This window comes from Brevibacterium sp. Lmc1, assembly GCF_057654315.1.
Genome location: NZ_CM172803.1, coordinates 1,527,417 through 1,547,750 on the forward strand (window position 1 = coordinate 1,527,417; position 20,334 = coordinate 1,547,750).

At 64.3% G+C, this 20,334-nt stretch carries 16 protein-coding genes; 7 read left to right on the forward strand and 9 right to left on the reverse strand.

Translation table 11 applies throughout. From position 1 onward, the window contains the following. Nucleotides 1-15: 15 nt before the first annotated feature. Nucleotides 16-927, forward strand: a complete 912-nt coding sequence (locus tag AC239G_RS06725) for a LysR family transcriptional regulator (protein ID WP_487489996.1) — start codon at nt 16-18, stop codon at nt 925-927. Between the two features lie 69 nt (nt 928-996). On the opposite strand, the gene AC239G_RS06730 is transcribed toward AC239G_RS06725, so the two are convergent. Continuing rightward, nucleotides 997-1,917 (reverse strand): LysR family transcriptional regulator, encoded by a 921-nt coding sequence (locus AC239G_RS06730; protein WP_139469629.1) that lies wholly within the window; start codon nt 1,915-1,917, stop codon nt 997-999. Nucleotides 1,918-2,030: 113 nt separating this feature from the next. Between AC239G_RS06730 and AC239G_RS06735 the strand changes: the two genes are divergently transcribed. Both AC239G_RS06735 and AC239G_RS06740 read left to right on the forward strand, forming a co-directional pair. Next, on the forward strand, nt 2,031-3,164 hold the full coding sequence (locus AC239G_RS06735; protein WP_139469628.1) for a PrpF domain-containing protein: 1,134 nt from the start codon (nt 2,031-2,033) through the stop codon (nt 3,162-3,164). Between the two features lie 70 nt (nt 3,165-3,234). After that, on the forward strand, nt 3,235-4,599 hold the full coding sequence (locus AC239G_RS06740; RefSeq protein WP_139469627.1) for an SLC13 family permease: 1,365 nt from the start codon (nt 3,235-3,237) through the stop codon (nt 4,597-4,599). Between the two features lie 160 nt (nt 4,600-4,759). Here AC239G_RS06740 and AC239G_RS06745 read toward each other — a convergent pair whose 3' ends face one another. From AC239G_RS06745 to AC239G_RS06755, 3 genes are all read right to left on the reverse strand, one after another. Beyond that, nucleotides 4,760-6,895: an iron ABC transporter permease gene (locus AC239G_RS06745; RefSeq protein ID WP_258041918.1), complete on the reverse strand. Its 2,136-nt coding sequence runs from the start codon at nt 6,893-6,895 to the stop codon at nt 4,760-4,762. A gap of 3 nt (nt 6,896-6,898) precedes the next feature. After that, the gene (locus tag AC239G_RS06750) at nt 6,899-7,942 is read right to left on the reverse strand and encodes an ABC transporter substrate-binding protein (protein WP_139469626.1); all 1,044 of its coding nucleotides are present in this window, start codon (nt 7,940-7,942) and stop codon (nt 6,899-6,901) included. 85 nt (nt 7,943-8,027) lie between these two features. Continuing rightward, on the reverse strand, nt 8,028-8,852 hold the full coding sequence (locus AC239G_RS06755) for an ABC transporter ATP-binding protein (protein ID WP_139469625.1): 825 nt from the start codon (nt 8,850-8,852) through the stop codon (nt 8,028-8,030). A 122-nt stretch (nt 8,853-8,974) separates the two neighbouring features. Here AC239G_RS06755 and AC239G_RS06760 point away from each other — a divergent pair, with 122 nt between their 5' ends. From AC239G_RS06760 to AC239G_RS06770, 3 genes are read left to right on the forward strand one after another with little or no spacing between them, the layout of a single operon-like run. Beyond that, the gene (locus tag AC239G_RS06760; RefSeq protein ID WP_487489997.1) at nt 8,975-10,108 is read left to right on the forward strand and encodes a metallophosphoesterase family protein; all 1,134 of its coding nucleotides are present in this window, start codon (nt 8,975-8,977) and stop codon (nt 10,106-10,108) included. After that, a complete protein-coding gene (locus tag AC239G_RS06765; RefSeq protein WP_139907408.1) occupies nt 10,105-12,708 on the forward strand; it encodes an AAA family ATPase in 2,604 nt (867 codons plus the stop codon). Before AC239G_RS06760 ends, AC239G_RS06765 begins: the two co-directional genes overlap by 4 nt. A gap of 54 nt (nt 12,709-12,762) precedes the next feature. Next, complete coding sequence (locus tag AC239G_RS06770; RefSeq protein WP_139469622.1) at nt 12,763-12,996, forward strand: hypothetical protein; 234 nt, start codon at nt 12,763-12,765, stop codon at nt 12,994-12,996. 54 nt (nt 12,997-13,050) lie between these two features. On the opposite strand, the gene AC239G_RS06775 is transcribed toward AC239G_RS06770, so the two are convergent. The 4 genes from AC239G_RS06775 to AC239G_RS06790 form a co-directional block, all read right to left on the reverse strand. Then, complete coding sequence (locus AC239G_RS06775) at nt 13,051-14,769, reverse strand: class I adenylate-forming enzyme family protein (RefSeq protein ID WP_487489998.1); 1,719 nt, start codon at nt 14,767-14,769, stop codon at nt 13,051-13,053. An 85-nt stretch (nt 14,770-14,854) separates the two neighbouring features. Then, nucleotides 14,855-16,060 (reverse strand): acyl-CoA dehydrogenase family protein, encoded by a 1,206-nt coding sequence (locus AC239G_RS06780; RefSeq protein WP_139469620.1) that lies wholly within the window; start codon nt 16,058-16,060, stop codon nt 14,855-14,857. Nucleotides 16,061-16,142: 82 nt separating this feature from the next. Further along, a complete protein-coding gene (locus AC239G_RS06785) occupies nt 16,143-16,937 on the reverse strand; it encodes an SDR family oxidoreductase (protein WP_139907411.1) in 795 nt (264 codons plus the stop codon). Beyond that, the gene (locus AC239G_RS06790) at nt 16,934-17,956 is read right to left on the reverse strand and encodes a phosphotransferase family protein (protein WP_420097187.1); all 1,023 of its coding nucleotides are present in this window, start codon (nt 17,954-17,956) and stop codon (nt 16,934-16,936) included. The genes AC239G_RS06785 and AC239G_RS06790 overlap by 4 nt, the downstream gene beginning before the upstream one ends. 176 nt (nt 17,957-18,132) lie before the next feature. On the opposite strand from AC239G_RS06790, the gene AC239G_RS06795 reads away from it, so the two are divergent. Then, complete coding sequence (locus AC239G_RS06795) at nt 18,133-19,104, forward strand: NADPH:quinone oxidoreductase family protein (protein ID WP_139469617.1); 972 nt, start codon at nt 18,133-18,135, stop codon at nt 19,102-19,104. 12 nt (nt 19,105-19,116) lie between these two features. On the opposite strand, the gene AC239G_RS06800 is transcribed toward AC239G_RS06795, so the two are convergent. Beyond that, nucleotides 19,117-20,283 (reverse strand): acyl-CoA dehydrogenase family protein, encoded by a 1,167-nt coding sequence (locus tag AC239G_RS06800; protein ID WP_139907414.1) that lies wholly within the window; start codon nt 20,281-20,283, stop codon nt 19,117-19,119. Nucleotides 20,284-20,334: the final 51 nt, after the last annotated feature.

Genomic DNA, 20,334 nt, shown 5'->3' on the forward strand with positions numbered 1-20,334 from the left:
CTGTATGATCCGAGTATGGAACGATCATCCGAGTCCCGCGCGGCGCCGCTGACGGCGCTGCGGGAACTCGTCGAGCTGGCCGATCAGGACGGGCATCTGACCGAGGCCGCCGCCGCCCTCGGCATACCCCAATCCACGATGAGCCGACGTATCCGCGCCCTCGAAAGCCACCTCGGGGTGCCATTGACCGTTCCGCGCGGACGCGCCATCGGTCTGACGACGGCAGCGCTGGATCTCGTGGCTGCGGTGCGTGCCCCGCTGACGGAGATCGATGCGGCGCTGGCCGATCTCGCCGAGGTGGCCGATCCCGAGCACGGCACGATTCGGTTCGGATTTCCGCTGACGATGGGCGCCGGTGAGGTGCCCGACCTGCTCGCGGCTTTCAACCGGGCTCATCCTGGCATCCGCCTCGATCTCAAACAGGCCCACGGTGCCGAGCTCGTCGCTGATCTGCAGCGGGGCACTCTCGATCTGGCGATCATCATTCCGCCGCCGCCCGAGGTCAGCCACGAGGTGCTCGCACGACAGACGATCATCGCGGCGCTGCCCGATGTGCACCCGCTGGCAGGTGTCCGCAGCATCACCCTGGATCGGTTGGCGTCCGAGGAATTCATCGCCACCCCTGCGAGTTACAACCTCCGGGTGCTGACCGACCGCTGGTGTCAGGCCAGCGGATTCGATCCGGAGGTGAAGATCGAGGTCACCGAGTTCTCGACGATCCGCGAATTCGTCGGTCGTGGAATGGGCGTGGCATTGATCCCGCCCGCGGTGCGTCCGGTCGACGGAATCACCGAGGTGGCTCTGGACGGGGCCGAATACGTGCGTGAGGTCGCGCTGTGTTCGGCTGTGCGTCGGCCCGGCCGCGTCGTCGAGCGCCTGCGTGATTTCATCCGCGCGCACGCGGCCGCGTGGGCAATCGGGGGCTGAAGCGAAAGTGCGTACATCGTTGAGACCGTCGCTTGTGAGGAAGCTCGGTCCTGGAGTCGGAGGGAGCTGCTAGGTCCGCCATTCCTTCGCGCTGGCGATCTTGCGGAATGCGCGAACCAGAGACAGCACGGCCGGTGATGGCACTCGTTCGGGCAGTTGGGAAAGGACGATGCGTCTCGGCGCTGGATTTCCTCTGATGGAGACGACCTTCACGTCGGGGCTATGAAAATGGACTGCAAGGCGAGGGGCGATGGCCACCCCCAGCCCGGCGGCGACCATGCCCAGAAGCTCTTGGTAGTCATTGGCCTCGAAGACGATGCGCGGCGCGAACCCGGCATCACTGCATATCCGTCCGAGCACCGAGGCAACGGGGTGGGAAGAGCGAGTGATCCATGGATTGTCCGCCACCTCTTTGAGCTCCACGACTCTGCGTCGTGCTAAGGCGTGAGTTGATGGCAGAAGCAGCATCGTGGGCTCTTTGAGCAGCGTCGTCGTCACGGGGATCTGGTCGTCGATCGGCGCCCAGGGGTAGTCCCACACTGTCGCGAGATCGACTTCGCGGCGTTCGAGCGCCTCTTGGATGCGGTCGAGACGGTAACTCTTGACCGTCACATCGAGGTCTGGATGCAGTTCATGGAAATGCTGAAGGATCTTCGGCATCACCGACGCGGCGAAGGTCGGAAATGTGGCAATCCGAACTTCGCCTCGGTCGAGCTGAGCAAACGCGGACATGTCGTTCCTTGCGGCCGTGAGCGCATTGTCGATGGTCGCCGCATAAGACGAGAGTTTGACTCCGGCATCTGTCAGGCGCATGCCCTTCGGGTGACGGACGACAAGCGGAAGGCCTACTTCGCGTTCCAGTTTGCTGATCTGCTGTGACACTGCCGAGGTCGATAACGCGAGTTCGTCGGCGGCGGCGGAGAGGCTGCCTGTCCGAAAGACGAGAAGCAGCAGGAGGAGGCGGTCGACGTTGTAGGGCGCTGAACTCATAGTTTAAGCGTAGCTTATAGAGAGGTTACCAAGTGTTGATTGAACTTAACTAGACGATGTGAAAACTTGATGTTCGTCGTCGCAGACAGCGGCGATGGACCAAGGAGATGCGAGTGGAAAGTCAGCTCCACGGACAGTGGTACAGAGGCGGAACGTCCAAGTGCTGGTTGTTCGCCAATGACGAGATGCCGGCGGACAGAGCTGGGATCGCGCAAGCCTTGTCTGCGGCCTTCGGGTCGGGAGATGACCGTCAGCTCAACGGAGTCGGTGGGGCTTCCTCGACGACCTCCAAGGCTGCCGTCATTTCGCCGTCGGCGATCCCCGGCATCGACGTCAGCTACCTGTTCGCGCAGGTCGGAATCGGCCGGTCGGCGGTCGAGTTCACGTCGAACTGCGGCAATTGCGCTTCGGCTGTCGCGCTCTACGCGGTCCAGAACGGATTGGTCCGACCTGGCGGCGAAGTCACTCCGGTGAGGATGGTGAATGAGAATACGCGTTCCGTCGTGGTCGCTCATGTAGCTACACCCGGAAAGAAGATTCCATCGAACGGCTCCGAAACGATACCGGGAAGCTCGATGCCGGGCATTCCGGTCAACGTCTTCTTCGAAAACGTCGACGGTGCTTCAACCGGCGAGCTGCTGCCGACCGGAGAGGCAGCCACCGAGGTGAGTTGCGACGGAGTTTCGATCACCGTCAGCTGCATCGACGCCGGTGCTCCGGCTTGCTTCGTCAGTGCCGCTGAGCTCGGACTGTCCGGGGCCGAGCCGACCGCGGAGATCCGTCTGAGACTCAATGAGCTCGTCGAGATTCGATCGGCCGCATCGAGGTCAATGGGACTGAGCGCCGAAGGCGAGGAGCCGAGCCCCGCCGTACCCAAGGTGGGCCTCATCGCGCCGCCGTCCGACTACACCAGCATCTCCGGAGAGAGGATCTCCGCCGGAGACTACGACATCTCTGCGCGGATGGTTTCGATGTTCGATCTGCATCCCGCAATCGGAATCACTTCGGCGATCGCCCTGGCACGGGCTTCATTCGTGGAAGGAAGTCTTGTCAATGACGTCATCGACAAGCGGGCTCTTCAGCACACCGACGCCGACGACGAGGTGGCTATCCGAATCGGCACCCCCGTCGGAGTCATCGTCTGTCGAGTTCAGCTCACCGGGTCGGGGCAAGTCGCTCGTCTCGGAGTCAGACGGGTGGCGCGGCGGATTGCCCACGCAGACATAGATCTGCCCCTGGTCTCATGAACGACCGTCCCTAGGAATACCTGAATCTTTTCAAGGAAGATCAGCTGACAATGAAGTTGGAGGAACACCCATGTCCCTAGTTCAGATACTCATGCTCGTGGTGCTGGTGGTGATGTTCATCGCCGCCACCAAATGGCCCATCAATATCGGGATCATGGGCCTCGTCGGGGCTTTCGTCTTCGGCACCTTCGTCTTCGGCATGGATGACAAGGAGATCCTTGAGGAGTTTCCCGCGAGCATCGTGCTGACGATCGTCGGCGTGACTTTCTTCTTCAGCATCGCCCAGAAGAACGGGACCATTAGGGTCCTCGTGGATCTGGCTATCCGCGCAGTCCGGGGTCGTATCAATATCGTGCCGTGGATCTTCTTCGTCGTCTCCTCGCTGCTGACAGCGATGGGCACATTCTCTCCCGCCGCAGTTGCTCTGCTGGCACCGGCAGCCATGGGCTTCTGTGCCTCGACTGGCTACAGCGGAGTAGTCATGGGAGCGATGGTCATCAACGGCGCACACGCCGGTGGGTTCTCACCGATCTCCGTGTCCGGAAACATTGTTCGTGACATTGCCGAGGCCAATGGCTTCGAGATCAACGGCGGGGCTCTCTTCCTCGCAGCCTATGTCATCAACTTGTTGGTCACTATTCTCACTGTCGTCGTGATGAAGGCCCTCGGGCGACTGCGTACAGTGCCCGACCCGGACAACCTTGAGAGTTGGGGAGCTCATGGAGACTCCGGTGTGGGAAGCAAAGGGCCCGACTCTGACGGTAGGATGCCTCGGCAGGGAAGCGGTTCTGGAACGGCAGTCGCAGTAGAGACCGAGGTGCGCACAGCGACATCGCCGATGACTCGTCAGGTGTGGCTGACCATAGGCCTCATCGTCGTCATGGTTGTCGGCGCGGTCGGATTCGAGCTGCCGATCGGCTTCCTCGGACTGGCATGCGGACTCGTGCTGGCGTTCACCTCCTTGAAGAGCTCCGAGAACCTCGTCTCAGGAATCTCGTGGTCGACCGTCCTTCTGGTGTCGGGCATGATCGTCTATGTCAGCCTGCTCACCCACGCCGGCGTCATCGATTCGCTCTCGAAGATGGCGGTGGCAATTGGTGCTCCACTCATCGTCGCGATCGTCCTCTGCTACGTCATCGGAGTGAGTTCTGCCTTCGCATCCTCGACTGCGCTGCTCACCGCCCTGATTCCGATGTCCATCCCTCTGCTCGAGCAGAGTGCCCTCAGCGCGACAGCCGTCATGTCGGCGCTCGCGGTATCGGCGACGATCGTCGATGTCTCTCCGTTCTCGACAGACGGTGCGCTCATCATTGCCAACACACAGGGCGGCGAAGCCAAAACAATCTGGCGCGACCTCATGATCTACGCCGGGTTCGTCGTCCTCATCGCCCCGCTTCTTGCGTGGGCTCTGCTGGTGCCGACGGGAATCATCTGACAACCGAACGATACACAGGTCGCCGCCGAATGCCATCGTGACTCGGCGGCGACCTTTCATCTGCTGATCGTTACTCGGATCGGCTGGAGAGTGCACATCGAATTGCAAGGCGACCGGGCAGGCGAGGAGCAGCGCGGGACCTTGCGAGTCTCACGCAATGTCAGGCGCGGGTGCGTGCCAGCAGGTAGACGAAGTACGGGGCGCCGATGAGGGCGACGATGAGACCGGCCGGTATCTGCGCCGGAGCGATGACCGTGCGCCCCACGGCGTCGGCGACGACAAGGCCCACGGCTCCGAGCAGCATCGCCGTGGGCACGACCCGGATATGACGGGCGCCGACCAGAGCGCGCGCAGCGTGCGGGGCGACGAGGCCGATGAATCCGACGACGCCGACTGCCGATACGCTCACCGCCGCGAGCACGGCGGCGGTGATGAGCACTGCCAGACGCACCGGTTCACGCGGAACCCCGACCAGCCGTGGGGTGTCATCATCAAGGGCGAGCAGGTCGAGCTCGCGCGTCCACACGAACGCCAGCGGTACGGCGACGAGCAGGGCGAGGGCGACTGGTGCGATGTCCGCCCACGCCCTTCCGTACGTCGATCCGGACAGCCACGTGAAGAGGGCAGGCGTGTCCCAGGGATTGGCACGGACGAGGAACAGTGTCGTCAGGGCGGTGAACCCGAACCACAGCCCGATGCCGATGAGGACGAGGCGATCGGTATTCATCCCACCTCGCCATGAGAGTCCGTAGACGATGGCGAAGGCAACCAGCGCGCCGACGATCCCGACCGCGGAGACGAGTCCGACCCCAGCGCCGGGAATGAGGGTGACGACGATGACGGCACCCAGCCCGGCCCCGCCGGTGATGCCGAGCAGGCCGGGTTCGGCCAGAGGGTTGCGTGCACTGGCCTGAACGAGGGTGCCGGAGAGTCCGAGCGCGGCACCGGCAGCCAGAGCAGCGGCGACGCGGGGCGCGCGTGAGTCGAAGGCGAAATCGATGACGGGGGCCGCCCGGTCCTGGAACCACAGCAGAACATCGCCGAGGAGGTAGAACCGTTCCCCGGTGAGCAGACCGATCACGGCGACGAGGATGAGGACCATGATGCCGATGCCGATGACGAGCCCGGCACGTCGCGGACCTACCACAGCCGAGTTCGCCGCCGAGGTGGCCGCGGCCGGTGATGCCGTGCGCATCGATCGCGCCAGAAGTACGAGCACGATCGCCCCGAGCACAGTCGTCGTCACTCCCGACGGGAGGGTGATCGCCTCGGTGGCGCCGACGATCGCGCGCAGCAGGGCATCGGCGACGATGACGATGATCGCACCGATGAGACCGGCGGCGGGAAAGAGCACGGCATGACGGCCGAGGCTCGGTACGACGCGGGCGAGGAGCCGGGCGATGACCGGGGCACAGAGGCCGACGAAGCCGATCGGACCGGCCAGGGTCACCGCAGTGGCGGTGAGCATGACGGCGAGGAGGATCCCGATGGCCCGCGTCGACCTGACCGGAACCCCGAGCACCGAGGCGGCGTCGTCGCCGAGACCGAGCAGGTCCAGACGCCTCGACAGCAGGATCGCACCGCCGGCGATGACAGCGATGACGGGAATGCTGCGCAGGGCCGCGGTGCCATCGAGCTGATTGAGAGTGCCCGAACCCCAGGAGAAGAGACTCGTCGTCTCTTCGGCGAAGAGGATGAGCAGAGTCGATGTCGCCGCCTGCAGCGCCATCGCCGTGGCCGTGCCCGCCAGCACGAGCCGAGTCGTCGAGGCTCCTGCGCCTCCGGCCAGGCCGAGGACCAGGGCTGCGGCAAGCAGGCCGCCGAGGAAGGCGACCCCTCCCGAGGCCCAGATCGGAATCGCAATGCCGAAGGCAGTGACCACGGTGACGGCGAAGTACGCACCGCCGGTGACCGCCAGCGTGTCCGGCGATGCCAAGGGGTTGCGCGCCAGCGATTGGAACAGGGCGCCGGCCACACCCAAGGCGAGGCCGACGAGGATGCCCGCCCCCACGCGCGGCAGCCGGGATCCGAGGAGGATGTCACGGGCACTGGGGCCATCCTCGGCGGGGGAGAGCGTGCCGGTCACGGCCGTGAACAGTTCCCTGATGCCGATGCCCGAGGTGCCCTGCGTGATATGCCAGGCGGAGGCGATGACGAGGACGGCAATGAGGCCGAGCAGTGCGGCGGCGGTCGACAGGGCACCGACGATTCCGCGGCCGCGGACCGGAACCATGGTCGGTTCCGGTGCCGCAGCCGTCTGCTGGGAGGTGTTCGGACGGGTCAGGGGAGAGGCCACGGTCTACTTGGTCAGTGCGTCGACGTAGGCGTCGAGGGCCTGCTCGGACGACTTGGGTCCGCCGAAGGTCCAAATGCCTGCCGGGAAGGCCGTGGTGCGGTCGTCCTTCACTGCGGGGATGTTCGCCCAGATGTCGTTCTTCTTCAGCAGCTCCACATAGTCCTCGGACTCAGGGTCCTCGGTCCCGGTGTAGAAGAAGTTCGCGTCACCGACCTTCGAGATGCCTTCGATATCGGTCTGGCCGAGTCCGTACGCGGGGTCGACCTCACCGGTCCACGCGTTCTTCAGGCCCAGTTCCTCGCCGAGTTCGCCGATGAGTGAACCCTGGCCGAAGGGACGCAGCGCCACATTCGAACCGTTGACCCAGCCGTCGAAGTAGACGAATTCGGTGGTGGCCGGGTCCGCCTCGGCGATGGCCTTCTTCGATTCTTCGAGCTTCGCATCGAAATCGCCGAGCACGGTGTCGGCGCGCTCGGTGCGACCGGTCGCCTCGGCGACGGTGGTGAACGTGTCCTTCATGTACTTGACGGGATCCTTGCCGTCGGCGCCGGCCATCGCCATCACAGGGATTCCCTGCTTCTCGAGCTGACCGACGATCTTGTCCTTGCGGTTCGTCGTTTCGATGATGACGAGATCCGGATCGGCCGACAGGATCGATTCGACGTTGGGTTCCTGGCGAGTGCCGACGTCGGTGGTGGAGTCGGGCAGCTTCTCTGCCGTGTCCCAGGTGGTGAAGCCCTTCGCATCGGCGACAGCGGCGGGATCGACGCAGAGCGAGAGAAGATCCTCGGTGTACTGCCATTCGAGAGAGACGACCTTCGCCGCCGGCTTGTCCAGTTCGATCTCGTGGCCGGTGTCGTCGGTGACGGTGACCGGATCCGCCGAGGTGGTGCTCGAGTCGTCCGCGCACGATGCGGAGGTCTGTCCCTTCGCATCAGCAGGGGCGTCGGTATCGGTGGTGCCGCACCCGGTCAGGGCCAGTGCGCAGACCGCCGTTGCCGAGGCGAAGGCGGCGAACGAGGTGCGTGACAGAGGTGTTCTGGTCATGGTGTTCTTTCTGTGAACCGATCGGCGATCGGAGATGAGGTGGTGCGATTTCTGGGTGTGACTGTCAGAAGGTGCGGTGGGGTGCTCAGAGAGCTGCGGCCGGGCGACGAGTCCGTCGGTGGAGGGCTTCGACCCGGACCAGGCCGGTGTCGGCATCGATCCGGGTCGAGATAGGCAGCCCGTAGACCTCGCTCAGCGTCTCGGCGGTGAAGACGTCTTCGCAGGTGCCGACCGAGCGGATGCGGCCCTGTTCGAGCAGGACCACGTGATCGGCGACGGTGGCGGCATGTTCCAGGTCATGGAGGACGACGCCGACGGCGATGGAGTGGTCGTCGGCGAGTTCGCGCATGAGGTCGAGGATCTCCGACTGGTAGCGCAGGTCGAGATGGTTCGTCGGTTCGTCGAGCAGGAGGACTCCGGTGTCCTGGGCCAGACAGGTCGCCAACCAGACGCGTTGGAGCTCGCCGCCGGAGAGCTGGTCGACCGGACGGTCGGCCATCGCCATGGTGCCGGTGAGGGAGAGGCCGCGATCGATGGCAGCGCGATCGACGTCGGTGAGCCCGGCGAAGCGCTTACGGTGCGGGTGGCGGCCGAAGGTGACGATCTCACGGACACTGAGGCCCGACGGGTGCGGGCGCGACTGGGACAGCAGGGTGACGAACCGGGCGAACTCTCTGGCCGTCAGAGTGCTTGATGGAGTGTCTGCGTCGGCCTCGGTGATGACGACGTCGCCCGAGGTGATCGGGTGCAGCCGGGCCAGTGAGCGCAGGACGGTGGACTTGCCCGACCCATTGGGTCCGAGCAGGGCGGTGACCCGTCCGGGGACGATCGTCAGGCTCACGTCATGGACGACCTCGGTGCGGTCGTAGCCCAGATTGAGGCCGGTGGCAGTCAGTGCAATCGCATTCACAAATGTTTAGCCTAACCTAAGTCAGCGTTTGAGGGTATCTGTGTGGTGCAGAACACCCGCGTCAGTGCCTGCCGATAGTGTGGGCCTGCGACCGTAGGATGGGACCGATTGAGGAGGAGCAGATGAGATTCATCGCCACGGGGGACTGGCAGCTCGGCATGACCGCGCACTACCTCAGCGACGAGGCCCGGCCTAGGTTCCACCGCGCCCGCCTCGACGCCGTTGCCCGCATCGGAGCGCTCGCCGCCGAGACGGGCGCGGAGTTCGTCCTCGTCTGCGGGGACGTGTTCGAAACCAACCAGCTCGACCGCGCGATCATCGCCCGGACTTTCGAAGTCCTCAACGCTTTCACCGTGCCGGTCGTGCTGCTTCCCGGCAACCATGACCCCTTGGACGCCGCATCGATCTATGACTCCCCGGCCTTCTCCTCACGGGTGCCCTCGCATGTGCATGTCCTGCGCGGCAGCGACCCGTTCACCGTCGTTTCCGGGGTCGAGATCATCGGCGCCCCCTGGTCTTCCAAACATCCTCAAGGGGATCTCGTCGCCACAGCGACGAAAGACCTCGCCGAGGTGGCTGCCGGTGATATCCGGATCATCGCCGGCCACGGAGCCGTGAGCGTCCTCGACCCGGATCGGGAATCGCTGGCCACCATCGACACCGACCATCTGCAGGCACTGCTGCGCGACGACCGGGCCCAGTTCGTCGCGCTCGGCGACCGGCACGCGACCTTCGAGGTCGCCGACCGCATCTGGTATCCGGGAGCACCGGAAGTGACCTCTCGGCGGGAGACCGATCCGGGCAACGTGCTCCTCGTCGACATCGATGCCGACACCCACCGGGCCGAGGTCGAGAAGGTCCGCGTCGGCACATGGGCATTCACCGTCATCCAAGCCGACCTCAACTCCGCCGAGGATGTCGCCGATTTCGAAGAGCGGATGAATGCCGTTCCCGACAAGGACCGCACGGCGGTGTGGCTGATCCTGCGCGGCACTCTGCCGACGGCGGCGAAGGCCCGACTCGACGAACAGCTCGACCACTTCTCCGACCTGTTCGCGCTCGTCTCACTCTGGGAGCGTCACATGGACCTGGCCGTCGTCGCTGCGGACGACGACTTCGCCGATCTCGGACTGAGCGGATACCTGCAGGAGACTCTTGACGAACTCTCCGCACGTGCCACCGCAGACGACGACTCAGCAGTCACGGCCCAAGACGCACTCGGTCTGCTCTACCGATTCGCCAGGAGCGGCTCATGAGACTCCATTCCATCCGCCTCATCGACTACCGCGCGATCAGCGACGCCACCGTCGACTTCAGCTCCGGGGTGACGATCGTCGAAGGCCCGAACGAGGTCGGGAAGTCCTCGATCCATCAGGCCATCACGCAGCTGCGCGAGGACAAGGACAGCTCCCGCAAGGCCAGCGTCAAAGACACCCAACCGGTCGGTTCCGACGTCGGTCCGCAAGTCGAACTGCACCTGAGCACCGGGGACTACGAACTCCGATACAGCAAACGCTGGATCAAACAGCCCTTCACCGAGCTGAGCATTCTCAACCCCGCCCCCCAACAGCTCAGCGGCAGCGAAGCACATGAGCGGTTCTTGGCGATCCTCGACGAAACCGTCGATGTCGACCTGCTCGACGCTCTCGACGTCGCTCAGGGCCGGAGCCTCGACCAGGCTTCCCTGGCCGAGATCAAGGCACTGCACGGTGCTCTGGGCGAGGCCGGGGAGGAACCGGCTGACCACGATGCCTTCCTCGACAGAGTCGAAACCGAATACCTGAGGTTCTTCACGGCAAAGGGCAAGGAGACGGGTGAGCTGCGAAGGCTCACCGAAGAACTCCCCGGCGCCGAAGAGCAGCATCGTGAACTGAAGGCTCGCAGCGCCGATATGGACGGGCTCGTCGACCGGCATGCTCGAGCAGCCGAGCGGCTGACGAATGGGCGTACTCAGCTGGCATCGGCCGTGACCGAACGCGAAGAGGCTGAACAGGCTGTGCAGTCCGTGTCCGGGCTCAAGACCGAACTCGATCGAGCTCTCGAACGCGCGGGCGTCGCACAGAGAGAACGTCAGCGTGCCGAGGAGGCGCGAGACCGACGTCAGGCACTCATCACCGAGGTCACCGCGGCCGAAGAGTCGGTGAAGACTGCCGACGATGCACTCAAGACGGTCACGACCGCACAGCAGGAAGAGGACTCGTCTCTCGCCGAGGCGCAGAAGGGCCTCGAGGCCGAACAGACCGCACTCCTCACCGCTCAGGTTGAAGCGAAGACCGCAGCCGCCGATCTCGCTCGGGCCCGCGCACGCAGAGAGGTCGAGACTCTGCGGAAGAGGCTGGCCGACATCCGCGACCAGGAACGCAGAGCAGCCGAGGCGAAAGCGACGATCGGGTCGATCACCGTGACCGCGAAAGACGTGGAGAAACTCGGAGGACTGTTCACCGAGCTGCGCATTGCGCAGAACGCGAAGACCGCGGCCGCCGCACAGATCGTCGCCCGCCGCCTCGGCGATACCGCCGTGAGCATCGACGGAACCGATGTGCCCAAGGGGTCCGCCGAGGAATTCGCCGTCACCTCGGACCTGCAGATCCTCGTCGACTCCGTCGTCGACATCACTGTGCGACCGGGACAGTCACCAGCCGAACTCGACCGGGCCCTCGACTCCGCGCAGACCTTTCTCGACGCGGAACTCGACCGGCTCGGCGTGACCTCCCTAGAACAGGCACGCGAACGCAGCGAGGTGCGCACCGATGCCGAGTCCGTGCTGGCCGAAGCCTCATCGACTCTGCGGGTGCTCATCGGCGACGACGACCGCGACGGACTCGATGCCGCGCTCACCCGAGCCGAACACGTGGCGGGGGACCCCGCTGATACGAGCGGAACCGCCGCATCGATCGACGACCTCGAAGCACTGGTCGAATCGACGTCAGCAGCCGTCGACGATGCGACCGCGCAGGTCGAGACGGCCAGAACCACGCTCGAACGCATTCGCACCGACCGGGATGAGGCACGTGTGGCAGCCGTGCGTGCACAGTCGACGCGCGAACAGGCGGCGACGACGCTGCAGAACCTCAGCACCCGCCTGAGCATGGACAGGGAAGCGAACTCCGATGAGTCCCTCGACGAAGCACTGACCGCTGCCACGGCGACACTGACACAGGCTGAGGACGAAGCCGCTGCCGCACGCTCCGCATACGAGGCCGCCGACCCCGAGACTCTTGAGATGCGACTGCAGAACGCTCTCCAGCTCGTCGACAGCAAACAGAAGCAGCAGGAGAAGGACCGGCAGGAGGTCGATCAGCTCGCGGCTCTCATCGATGACCGTGCGGCCGAGGGCATCTACGACAAGCTCAAAGCTGCAGAGCAGAACGTGGAGTCCATTCGGTCAAAGCTGGCTCGCATGCAGCGGCAGGCAAATGCGATCCGACTGTTGCGCGACACCGTGCTCGCACACAAGGAAGAGGCTCAGCGGAGGTACGTCGCCCCGTTCAAGGAGGCGATCGAGAAGCTGGGTCGGGTGATCTTCGGTCAGGGACTGTCGGTGGAGATCTCCGAGAACCTCGAAATCGTCTCTCGCACGCTCGACGGACGCACCGTGGCCTTCGACGCGCTCTCGGGTGGGACGAAGGAACAGTTGGCGCTCATCGGCCGACTCGCCGTCGCCACCCTCGTCGATGCGGAAGCCGGAGCACCGGTCATCCTCGACGATGCCTTCGGCTTCTCCGATGAGCAGCGCCTGGCCGCGCTCAACGTCATCCTCGGCAATGTCGGCCGCACGGCTCAGGTCATTCTGCTCACCTGTCAGCCCGACCGCTTCGCCTCCATCGGCGGCGCCGAAACCGTCAGCCTGGGCTGAATCTCGGCGTCCAGTCTCGACGTCGTTAAGGGGCCTTGCGTTAACCTGGGGGTCATGAGCGAGAAGACCTATGCCGATGAAGTCATCGTCCGCTGCTCCGGCGGCGGGTACTACCGCACTCGCTGGATTCCGCTGATGTCATTCAAATCCATCCGCTTCGGCGCGTATCGCTTTCAGCGTTGCCCGGTCCATGGCCGATGGGAGATGGCAGGCATCGTCGAGGACGACGAGCAGACTCCGGAGATCATCAGCGAAGCAGACAAGTATCCGGCATCCCGCGTCCCCTGAACGACGCCGACGCCGCGGAAGCCGGAATCGCGCAAGACAGGCCCGACCTCAGCCTCAGTCGGCAGACCCCGCTGCCGCTTTGGCTGCCTGGGCGGCTTCGACGGCATCGGCGCGGATGGTCCGCCGCAGGATCTTGCCCGAACTCGTCTTCGGCAGCTGATCGATGAACGTCACCTGGTGCGGAGCCTTATAGGAAGCGAGCTTCTGCCGGCAGAATGACATGATCTCGTCAGCGGTCGCCTCGGCGCCGGGCTGCAGGGTGACGAAGGCCGACACATCCTCGCCGCGGTAGTCATCGGGGATGCCCACGACAGCTGCCTCCTGGATGGCCGGGTGCATGTAGAGCACATCCTCGACTTCCCGCGGCCAGACCTTGAAGCCGGAGGCATTGATCATGTCCTTCTTCCGGTCGACGATGAACAGCCACCCGTCTTCATTCATGAACCCGACATCGCCGGTGTGCAGCTCGCCGTTGGGGATCTGCTCCGCGGTGGCCTGCGGGTTGTTGAGGTAACTGGAGACCACCTGCGGTCCGGAGATCGCAATCTCTCCGACCTCCCCGGGGCCCATGGGCTGACCGTGGTCATCGAGGATGCGGATCATCACATCAGGCTGCGGCAGACCGCAGGCGAGGTTCCCGCTGTCCGGGTCGACCGGGGCTTGGAATCCATGCGGCACGGTGGCGACCTGGGCGCAGGTCTCCGACAGGCCGTAGCCCTGACCGACATAGATATCGGCACGCTCTTCGAATTTGTTGACCAGTCCTTCGGGCAGCGGTGCACCGCCGGACATGAGGGATTTGAAGGATGCGAACTTCTCGGCGCTGAAGGCGGGGTGCGCCATCATCGCCGTATATATCGTGGCCGGGCCGGCCATGTACGCAGGCTTCTGCCGATCACATAGAGCGATGAGCGAACCGGGTTCGAAACGATAGTTCAGGATGAGCCGGGCACCGCCGGCCACGGCCGCAAGGAACTGGCAGATGAATCCGGTGATGTGGAACAGGGGAGCCAGTGAGACGTAGCCGTCGCCGGGACCCAGGATCGGGTTGCGCAGGCAGTAGCGCGAGTTGCTCGAGATATTCGCATGAGTCGCTGCCGCTCCCTTCGACCGTCCCGAGGTGCCGGACGTGTAGGCGATGAGACCGAGGTCCGACGGAGCAGGGGAGTACGGGGTGAAGTCGGTATCGAGGTTGTCCTCCACCGCCTCTGCGAACGCAAAACGTCCTTCGGCCGGCGGCAGGTCCTCGAAGCGCGGCAGCTTGTCGAACATCGCATAGATCGCATCAGGGCCATCCGTCTGGAAGCTCCGGTCATCACTGAGCACAACCAGCGGCAGGTCCGAGGTATAGTCCTTGACCCGGTCGAGATAGGCAGCCTGAGAGACGATGAGTCCCTTGACCTCGGAGTCGGCGAAGATGTGCTCGAGCTCGCCGCGGTACATGGGGTTGAGGGGGACGACGGTGCCTCCGGCTTTCCAGACCCCATAGGTGGAGATCACGAACGCGGGGGTGTTCTGATCATAGATGCCGACACGGTCGCCGGGCTTGATCCCGTGGGCCGAGAGGAAAGCAGCGAAAGCTGTCGACCACCGGTCGAACTCCGCCCAGGTCAGGGTGAATCCGTAGTAGTTGATGCCTTCCTCGTCGCCACGGGCGTCGACTGTTGCAGCCAGGTCGGCCAAGGGCGTGGAATCCGGCAGCACATAGGGCTCCTGAGCGAGATCGCCCAAAGTGGTGATCCATGGGCGATCCTCAAACCAATTGTTCGTCATTGAACATCCTTTCGCAGGCGGTGCCGGACCCGTGCACACTGCTGCGGGCCCGGTGGGGTCTCACTGTATCGCGGAAGAGCCGACCTCAGCCGCGGTATTTCCTGATCTCATTGCGGGCGATGGAGCGCTTGTGCACTTCATCCGGTCCATCGGCCAGACGCAGGGTGCGCATATGCGCCCACATCCGGGCCAGTGGGAAGTCCTCGGTGACTCCGCCGCCGCCGTGGACCTGAACCGCCCGATCGATGACCTTCAGCGCCATCGTCGGTGCGACGACCTTGATCTCAGCGATCTCGTTCTTCGCCACCTTGTTGCCGTACTTGTCCATCATGTCCGCGGCGTGCAGGGTCAGCAACCGAGCCTGATCGATCTCGATCCGGGACTCGGCGATCCAGTCTTGGATGTTCGCCCGGTTCGACAGCTTCTCACCGAAAGTCACGCGAGATTCTGCGCGCTTGACCATGAGTTCGAGCGCGCGCTCGGCGGCTCCGATGGCACGCATGCAGTGGTGGATGCGGCCCGGGCCCAGTCGCGCCTGACTGATGGCGAAGCCTTCGCCCTCGCCCTTGAGAATGTCCTTGAACGGCACGAGCACGTTCTCGAAGATGATCTCGGCATGGCCCTCCCGGTCGGCGTAGCCGTATACGGGCAGGTTGCGCACCACGGTGACTCCGGCGGCATCGATCGGCACGACGAGCATCGACTGCTGACGGTGCACCTCGGCGGTGGGATCGGTCTTGCCCATGACGATGAGCACCCGGCAGTTCGGGTGCATCGCGTTCGACGCAAACCACTTGCGGCCGTTGAGCACGAATCCGTCGTCGGTGCGCTCCATGCTCATCTCGACGTTCGTCGCATCGGAGCTGGCCACGGCCGGCTCGGTCATGGCGAAGGCCGAAGCGATCTCACCCTCGAGCAGGGGCCCCAGGTACTTCTCCTTGTGCTCATCCGTGCCGAAGACCGTGAAGACCTCCATATTGCCGGTGTCCGGTGCATTGCAGTTGATCGCTTCGGGGGCGATCTCCAGGCTGCGCCCGGTGATCTCGGCCAATGGAGCGTATTCGAGGTTCGTCAGCCCGGGTCCCCATTCCGGGTGCGGGTGGAAGAGGTTCCACAGGCCCTGCTTCTTCGCTTCGGCTTTGAGGTCTTCGAGGATCTGCGGCTGTGTGTGGGGGCTGGCCGCCGCGGCCATCTGCTCGGCGTAGACCGGCTCGGCCGGGTAGACGAATTCGTCCATGAAGGCGTTCAGACGCTCCTGATACTCGCGTCCGCGTTCGCTGGTTTCCAACACGTGGGCTCCTTGCTTCTCGGTGGGTCTCACACTGCTGTGAGGTCTGGTCTCGGGTGAGTCTCACTCGGTGGTGGGATCGGTGTCACTGTTCGCTGAGTCGGGCTTGGTATCGGGACATTCCGCGCAGCCAGCGGTCGTAGTCGCTGCCTTTCATCCGGTACATCTCGAGGACTTCGGGGTGCGGCAGGATGAGGAACTGCTCGTTCTCGACGGCGTCGAGGACGATGGCGGCCACCTCGGCGGGTTCCAGGACGGTTCCGGCTGAGGTCACGGCCTTCTGGGCGGCGCCGCCGGCGGATCCGGCGTCGTCGAGCAGATTCGTGTTCACTCCCATCGGGCAGACCACCGAGGCGCGGATTCCGTCATCGCGATAGGTCATGGCCAACCATTCCGCGAATCCGACTGACGCATGCTTGGTCACCGAATACGCGGCCGAGCCGATCTGCGTGAGCAGTCCTGCCGCCGAGGCGGTGGCGACGAAATACCCGGAACCGGCCTCCTGCCAGCGGGGGACGAGTGCCTGCGCGGCGCGGATATGGGCGCGCATGTTGACGTCGATGATCGCGTCCCAGTCGGCGTCGGAGTCTCCGAGCATCGCCGGACCGATGATTCCGGCATTGGCGAAGTACAGATCGATCCCGCCGAGGCGGTCGTCGGCAGAATCGATGAGCGCACCGATTCCTTCGACCGATGACACGTCCCCCGTCCACGCGAATGCCGAGGTGCCGAGTTCGGCGGCGGTGTCGACGACCGTGGGGGAGAGGTCCGCGAGAACGACTGACGCACCGCGTTCGATGAGCTCGGCGGCCAAAGCGGCGCCGATTCCACCGGCGGCCCCGGTGACCACTGCACGTTTGCCAGCCAGGGATGAGGTCATGATCTCTCCAACAGGTCGAGGGCTTGGCGAGCGAGGTCTTCGACCCCGGCTCCGGCCTCTTCCGGGTCGAGATCGAGGTCGCCCATCTTGCCAGTCGCCAGTCGTGTGTAGACGCCTTCACGGATACAGGCCAGTTTCCACATCGCGAACGCCGAGTAGTAGCTGACATCGTGGACTTCGTGCCCGCTGACTTCCTGATAGCGGTCGATGAGTTCGTCTGTGGTGGGGAAACCGTCGTCGGCTCGGGGTACCCAGATGCTGGTGTACTGTTCGGGCACCGTGAGCATGGCGACGAAATAGCCGAGGTCGGTGAGCACCTCGCCGATGGCTGTCAGCTCCCAGTCGACGACGGCGTTGACCGACCCCGAAGGGGCGAAGATCATATTGTTCGGTTTGAAGTCCCCGTGTGCGATTCCCACGGGCGAGCCCGCAGGGTCGGGCATGGCCTCGCGGAGGACATCGTGGACCTCGTGGATGATCGGAGTCTCGCGCATCGCGATCTTCTCGACCTGCCCGATCCAACGACGCAGCTGCCGGTCGATGAGTCCGCCGGGTCGACGCAGATCGGACAATCCGACAGCATCGACGTCGACGGAATGGATCGCCGCCAGCGCGTCGACCATGCCGAATGCACAGTCGCGGCGGTTCTCAGGTGGGATGGACTCCCACTCGGTGGGAGTGTTGATCGGGAATCCCGGGCAGTGGTCCATGAACACGAAGGGCACGTCGAGGACCTCGGGGTCGTCGACGATGTCGAGGACGGTCGGCACCGGAACGTCACTGTCATTGAGCGCTGCCATGATCCGGCCCTCGCGGGCGACATTGTGAGCGCTGCCGCCCTCGTGGCCCAGGGGAGGGCGGCGCAGGACCCAGCGTGGGTTGCCGTCGACGAGGATGGTGAACGTCAGATTCGACCGACCGACTGACATCACTTCGACGTCGAAATCGCTGATCCCGAATCTCCGCTCGATCCATCTGCCGATGCTGTCCGCATCGAACCCTGCCGGTGATTGTGTCATCCTTGACCTTCCCGAGTGAACAGTCGTTCAGTAGAGTTCACAGTATTCATCCCGAGCGGGGGAGTCAAGCCGTGAAAGTGATCACGGTCATAGCCGCTCGGTGTGATAGAGGTGAGAAGACCGCTGACACCGGAGCTCGAGTGTTCCGTGTGCGTCACAACGATAGCGAGGAAACAATGAAAGCCATTCGCGTCACCGCTCTGACCGGCCCCGATGATGTGGAGCATCTCGATGTGGAGCGCCCGTCGCCGGGGCCGGGCCAGGTGCTCATCAAGGTCGCATATGCCGGCGTGACGTTCCCCGAAGTCCTGCAGACTCGCGGAATGTACCAGGTCAAGCACGACCTGCCCTTCACTCTGGGTTCCGAGGCCTCCGGCGTCGTCGCCGAGGTGGGTCCGGACTCCCGCTACTCCGTCGGGGACCGCGTTGCTGCGATCACCGGAAAGGGTACCTTCGCCGAATACCTCGTAGCCGGTGACGAGGCCACCGTGAAGGTTCCGGATTCGGTTTCCTTGGCCGATGCCGCAGGCATGCCGATGAACGTGCTCACCGCTGACTTCGCACTGCGGGTGCGCGCGAATGCCCAGCCTGGCCAGAGCCTCCTCGTCCACGGAGCCGCAGGCGGTCTCGGTTCGGCCGCAGTGCAGCTGGGTCTGGCGATGGGCCTCGAAGTCATCGCCGTCGTCTCGACCCAGGCGAAGGCTGAAGCGGTTCGCGAGATCGGCGCCACGCATGTCGTCCTCGCCGACGGCTTCAAGGACGCGGCGAAGGAGATCTGTCCGGGCGGCGTCGATTTCGTCTTCGACCCCGTCGGCGGCGACCGATTCACCGATTCGACACGAGTGCTCGCGCCGTTCGGTCGGCTTCTCGTTCTCGGCTTCACTGCCGGTGAAATCCCCTCGATCAAGGTCAATCGCCTGTTGCTGAAGAACATCTCTGTCGACGGCGTCGCTTGGGGCGCGGCGGCCTGGGGTCACCCGAACTTCATCCACGAGCAGTGGGACGTCGTCCTCGGGCACGTTGCCGCAGGTGACCTCAACCCGCGCATCCACGCGAACTACCCGCTGACCGAGGCTGCCTCGGCGATCAAGGAGCTCGACGGCCGTTCCGTGATGGGAAAGGTCGTTCTCGAAGTCGCGGGAGAGTAGCCGCGGGCGTTATCACCTCTTGCGGTTGCGCTTGGCGATATCGCGTCCGATGAGTTCCTTCATCACCTCGTTCGCTCCGCCGAAGATTGCCTGGATGCGGTTGTCCTTGTAGGCGCGAGCGATGGGGAACTCGAGCATATAGCCGTAGCCGCCGAAGAGCTGCAGGCAGCGATTGACGACCTCGATCTCGAGGTCCGAGCCCAAGTACTTCGCCTTGGCGGCGTCGACCGCGGTGAGTTCGCCTTCGTTGAGAGCCAGGGCACAGCGGTCGACGAACGCCTCCAGGGCGTCTACGCGGGTTTCGAGCTCGGCGAGTTCGAAACGAGTGTTCTGGAAGTCGCCGATGGTCTGACCGAAAGCGGGGCGGTCGAAGACGTATTCGGCCGTCCATGCCAGCGCTGCCCGCGCCGATGCCAGGGTTCCCGATCCGATGAGGAGGCGTTCGGTGGGGAGGTTGACCATGAGGTGGATGAACCCCTGATCGAGTTCGCCGAGGAGGGCATCGGCCGGCACCCGGACATCGGTGAACGAGAGTTCGGCGGTGTCCTGGGCGTCCAGGCCGAGCTTTTTCAGTTTGCGGCCCTTCTCGAACCCAGGTGTGCCTGCCTCGACGATGAACAGCGAAGTGCCTTGAGACGCCTTCGCCTCCGGGTTCGTGCGGGCGACGACGATGACGAAATCACAGTGGATGCCGTTGGTGATGAAGGTCTTGGCGCCGTTGATGATCCAATCGTCGCCGTCGCGGACAGCCTTCGTGGTGATGCCCTGCAGATCCGAACCGGCATCCGGTTCGGTCATGGCGATCGCCCCGATCATCGCGCCCGAGGTCAGTCCAGTCAGATACTTCTGTTTCTGCGCCCGAGTGCCCAACTCCATGAGATAGCCGGGGACGATTCCGTCTGAGACGCCCCAGCCGCTCGTGGCCGCACCGACACCACGGCGGGCGATCTCTTCGGCTCGCACCATCTCGAACCGGAAGTCGGAGACGCCGCCACCGCCGAACTCCTCGGGGATGGCCAGGCCGATGATGCCCGACTGCGCTGCCTTGCGCCACATCTCCCGATCGACGAGGTGGTTCTCCTCCCAATCCTCGAAGTGGGGGACGACTTCGCGGTCGAGGAACGCAGCGACCGATCCTCGGAATGCCTCGTGATCCTCGTTGTACAGATTCCTCTTCATCGATTGCGTCCTCTTCTCAAGCAGTGGTTGTCGCTGGGCGGGCAGGCAGGC

Coding starts and splice junctions, on each gene's coding strand:
- AC239G_RS06725 (WP_487489996.1), top strand. CDS start 16: ATGGAACGATCATCCGAGTCCCGCGCGGCGCCGCTGACGGCGCTGCGG.
- AC239G_RS06730 (WP_139469629.1), bottom strand. CDS start 1,917: ATGAGTTCAGCGCCCTACAACGTCGACCGCCTCCTCCTGCTGCTTCTC.
- AC239G_RS06740 (WP_139469627.1), top strand. CDS start 3,235: ATGTCCCTAGTTCAGATACTCATGCTCGTGGTGCTGGTGGTGATGTTC.
- AC239G_RS06750 (WP_139469626.1), bottom strand. CDS start 7,942: ATGACCAGAACACCTCTGTCACGCACCTCGTTCGCCGCCTTCGCCTCG.
- AC239G_RS06760 (WP_487489997.1), top strand. CDS start 8,975: ATGAGATTCATCGCCACGGGGGACTGGCAGCTCGGCATGACCGCGCAC.
- AC239G_RS06765 (WP_139907408.1), top strand. CDS start 10,105: ATGAGACTCCATTCCATCCGCCTCATCGACTACCGCGCGATCAGCGAC.
- AC239G_RS06770 (WP_139469622.1), top strand. CDS start 12,763: ATGAGCGAGAAGACCTATGCCGATGAAGTCATCGTCCGCTGCTCCGGC.
- AC239G_RS06775 (WP_487489998.1), bottom strand. CDS start 14,769: ATGACGAACAATTGGTTTGAGGATCGCCCATGGATCACCACTTTGGGC.
- AC239G_RS06785 (WP_139907411.1), bottom strand. CDS start 16,937: ATGACCTCATCCCTGGCTGGCAAACGTGCAGTGGTCACCGGGGCCGCC.
- AC239G_RS06790 (WP_420097187.1), bottom strand. CDS start 17,956: ATGACACAATCACCGGCAGGGTTCGATGCGGACAGCATCGGCAGATGG.
- AC239G_RS06795 (WP_139469617.1), top strand. CDS start 18,133: ATGAAAGCCATTCGCGTCACCGCTCTGACCGGCCCCGATGATGTGGAG.
- AC239G_RS06800 (WP_139907414.1), bottom strand. CDS start 20,283: ATGAAGAGGAATCTGTACAACGAGGATCACGAGGCATTCCGAGGATCG.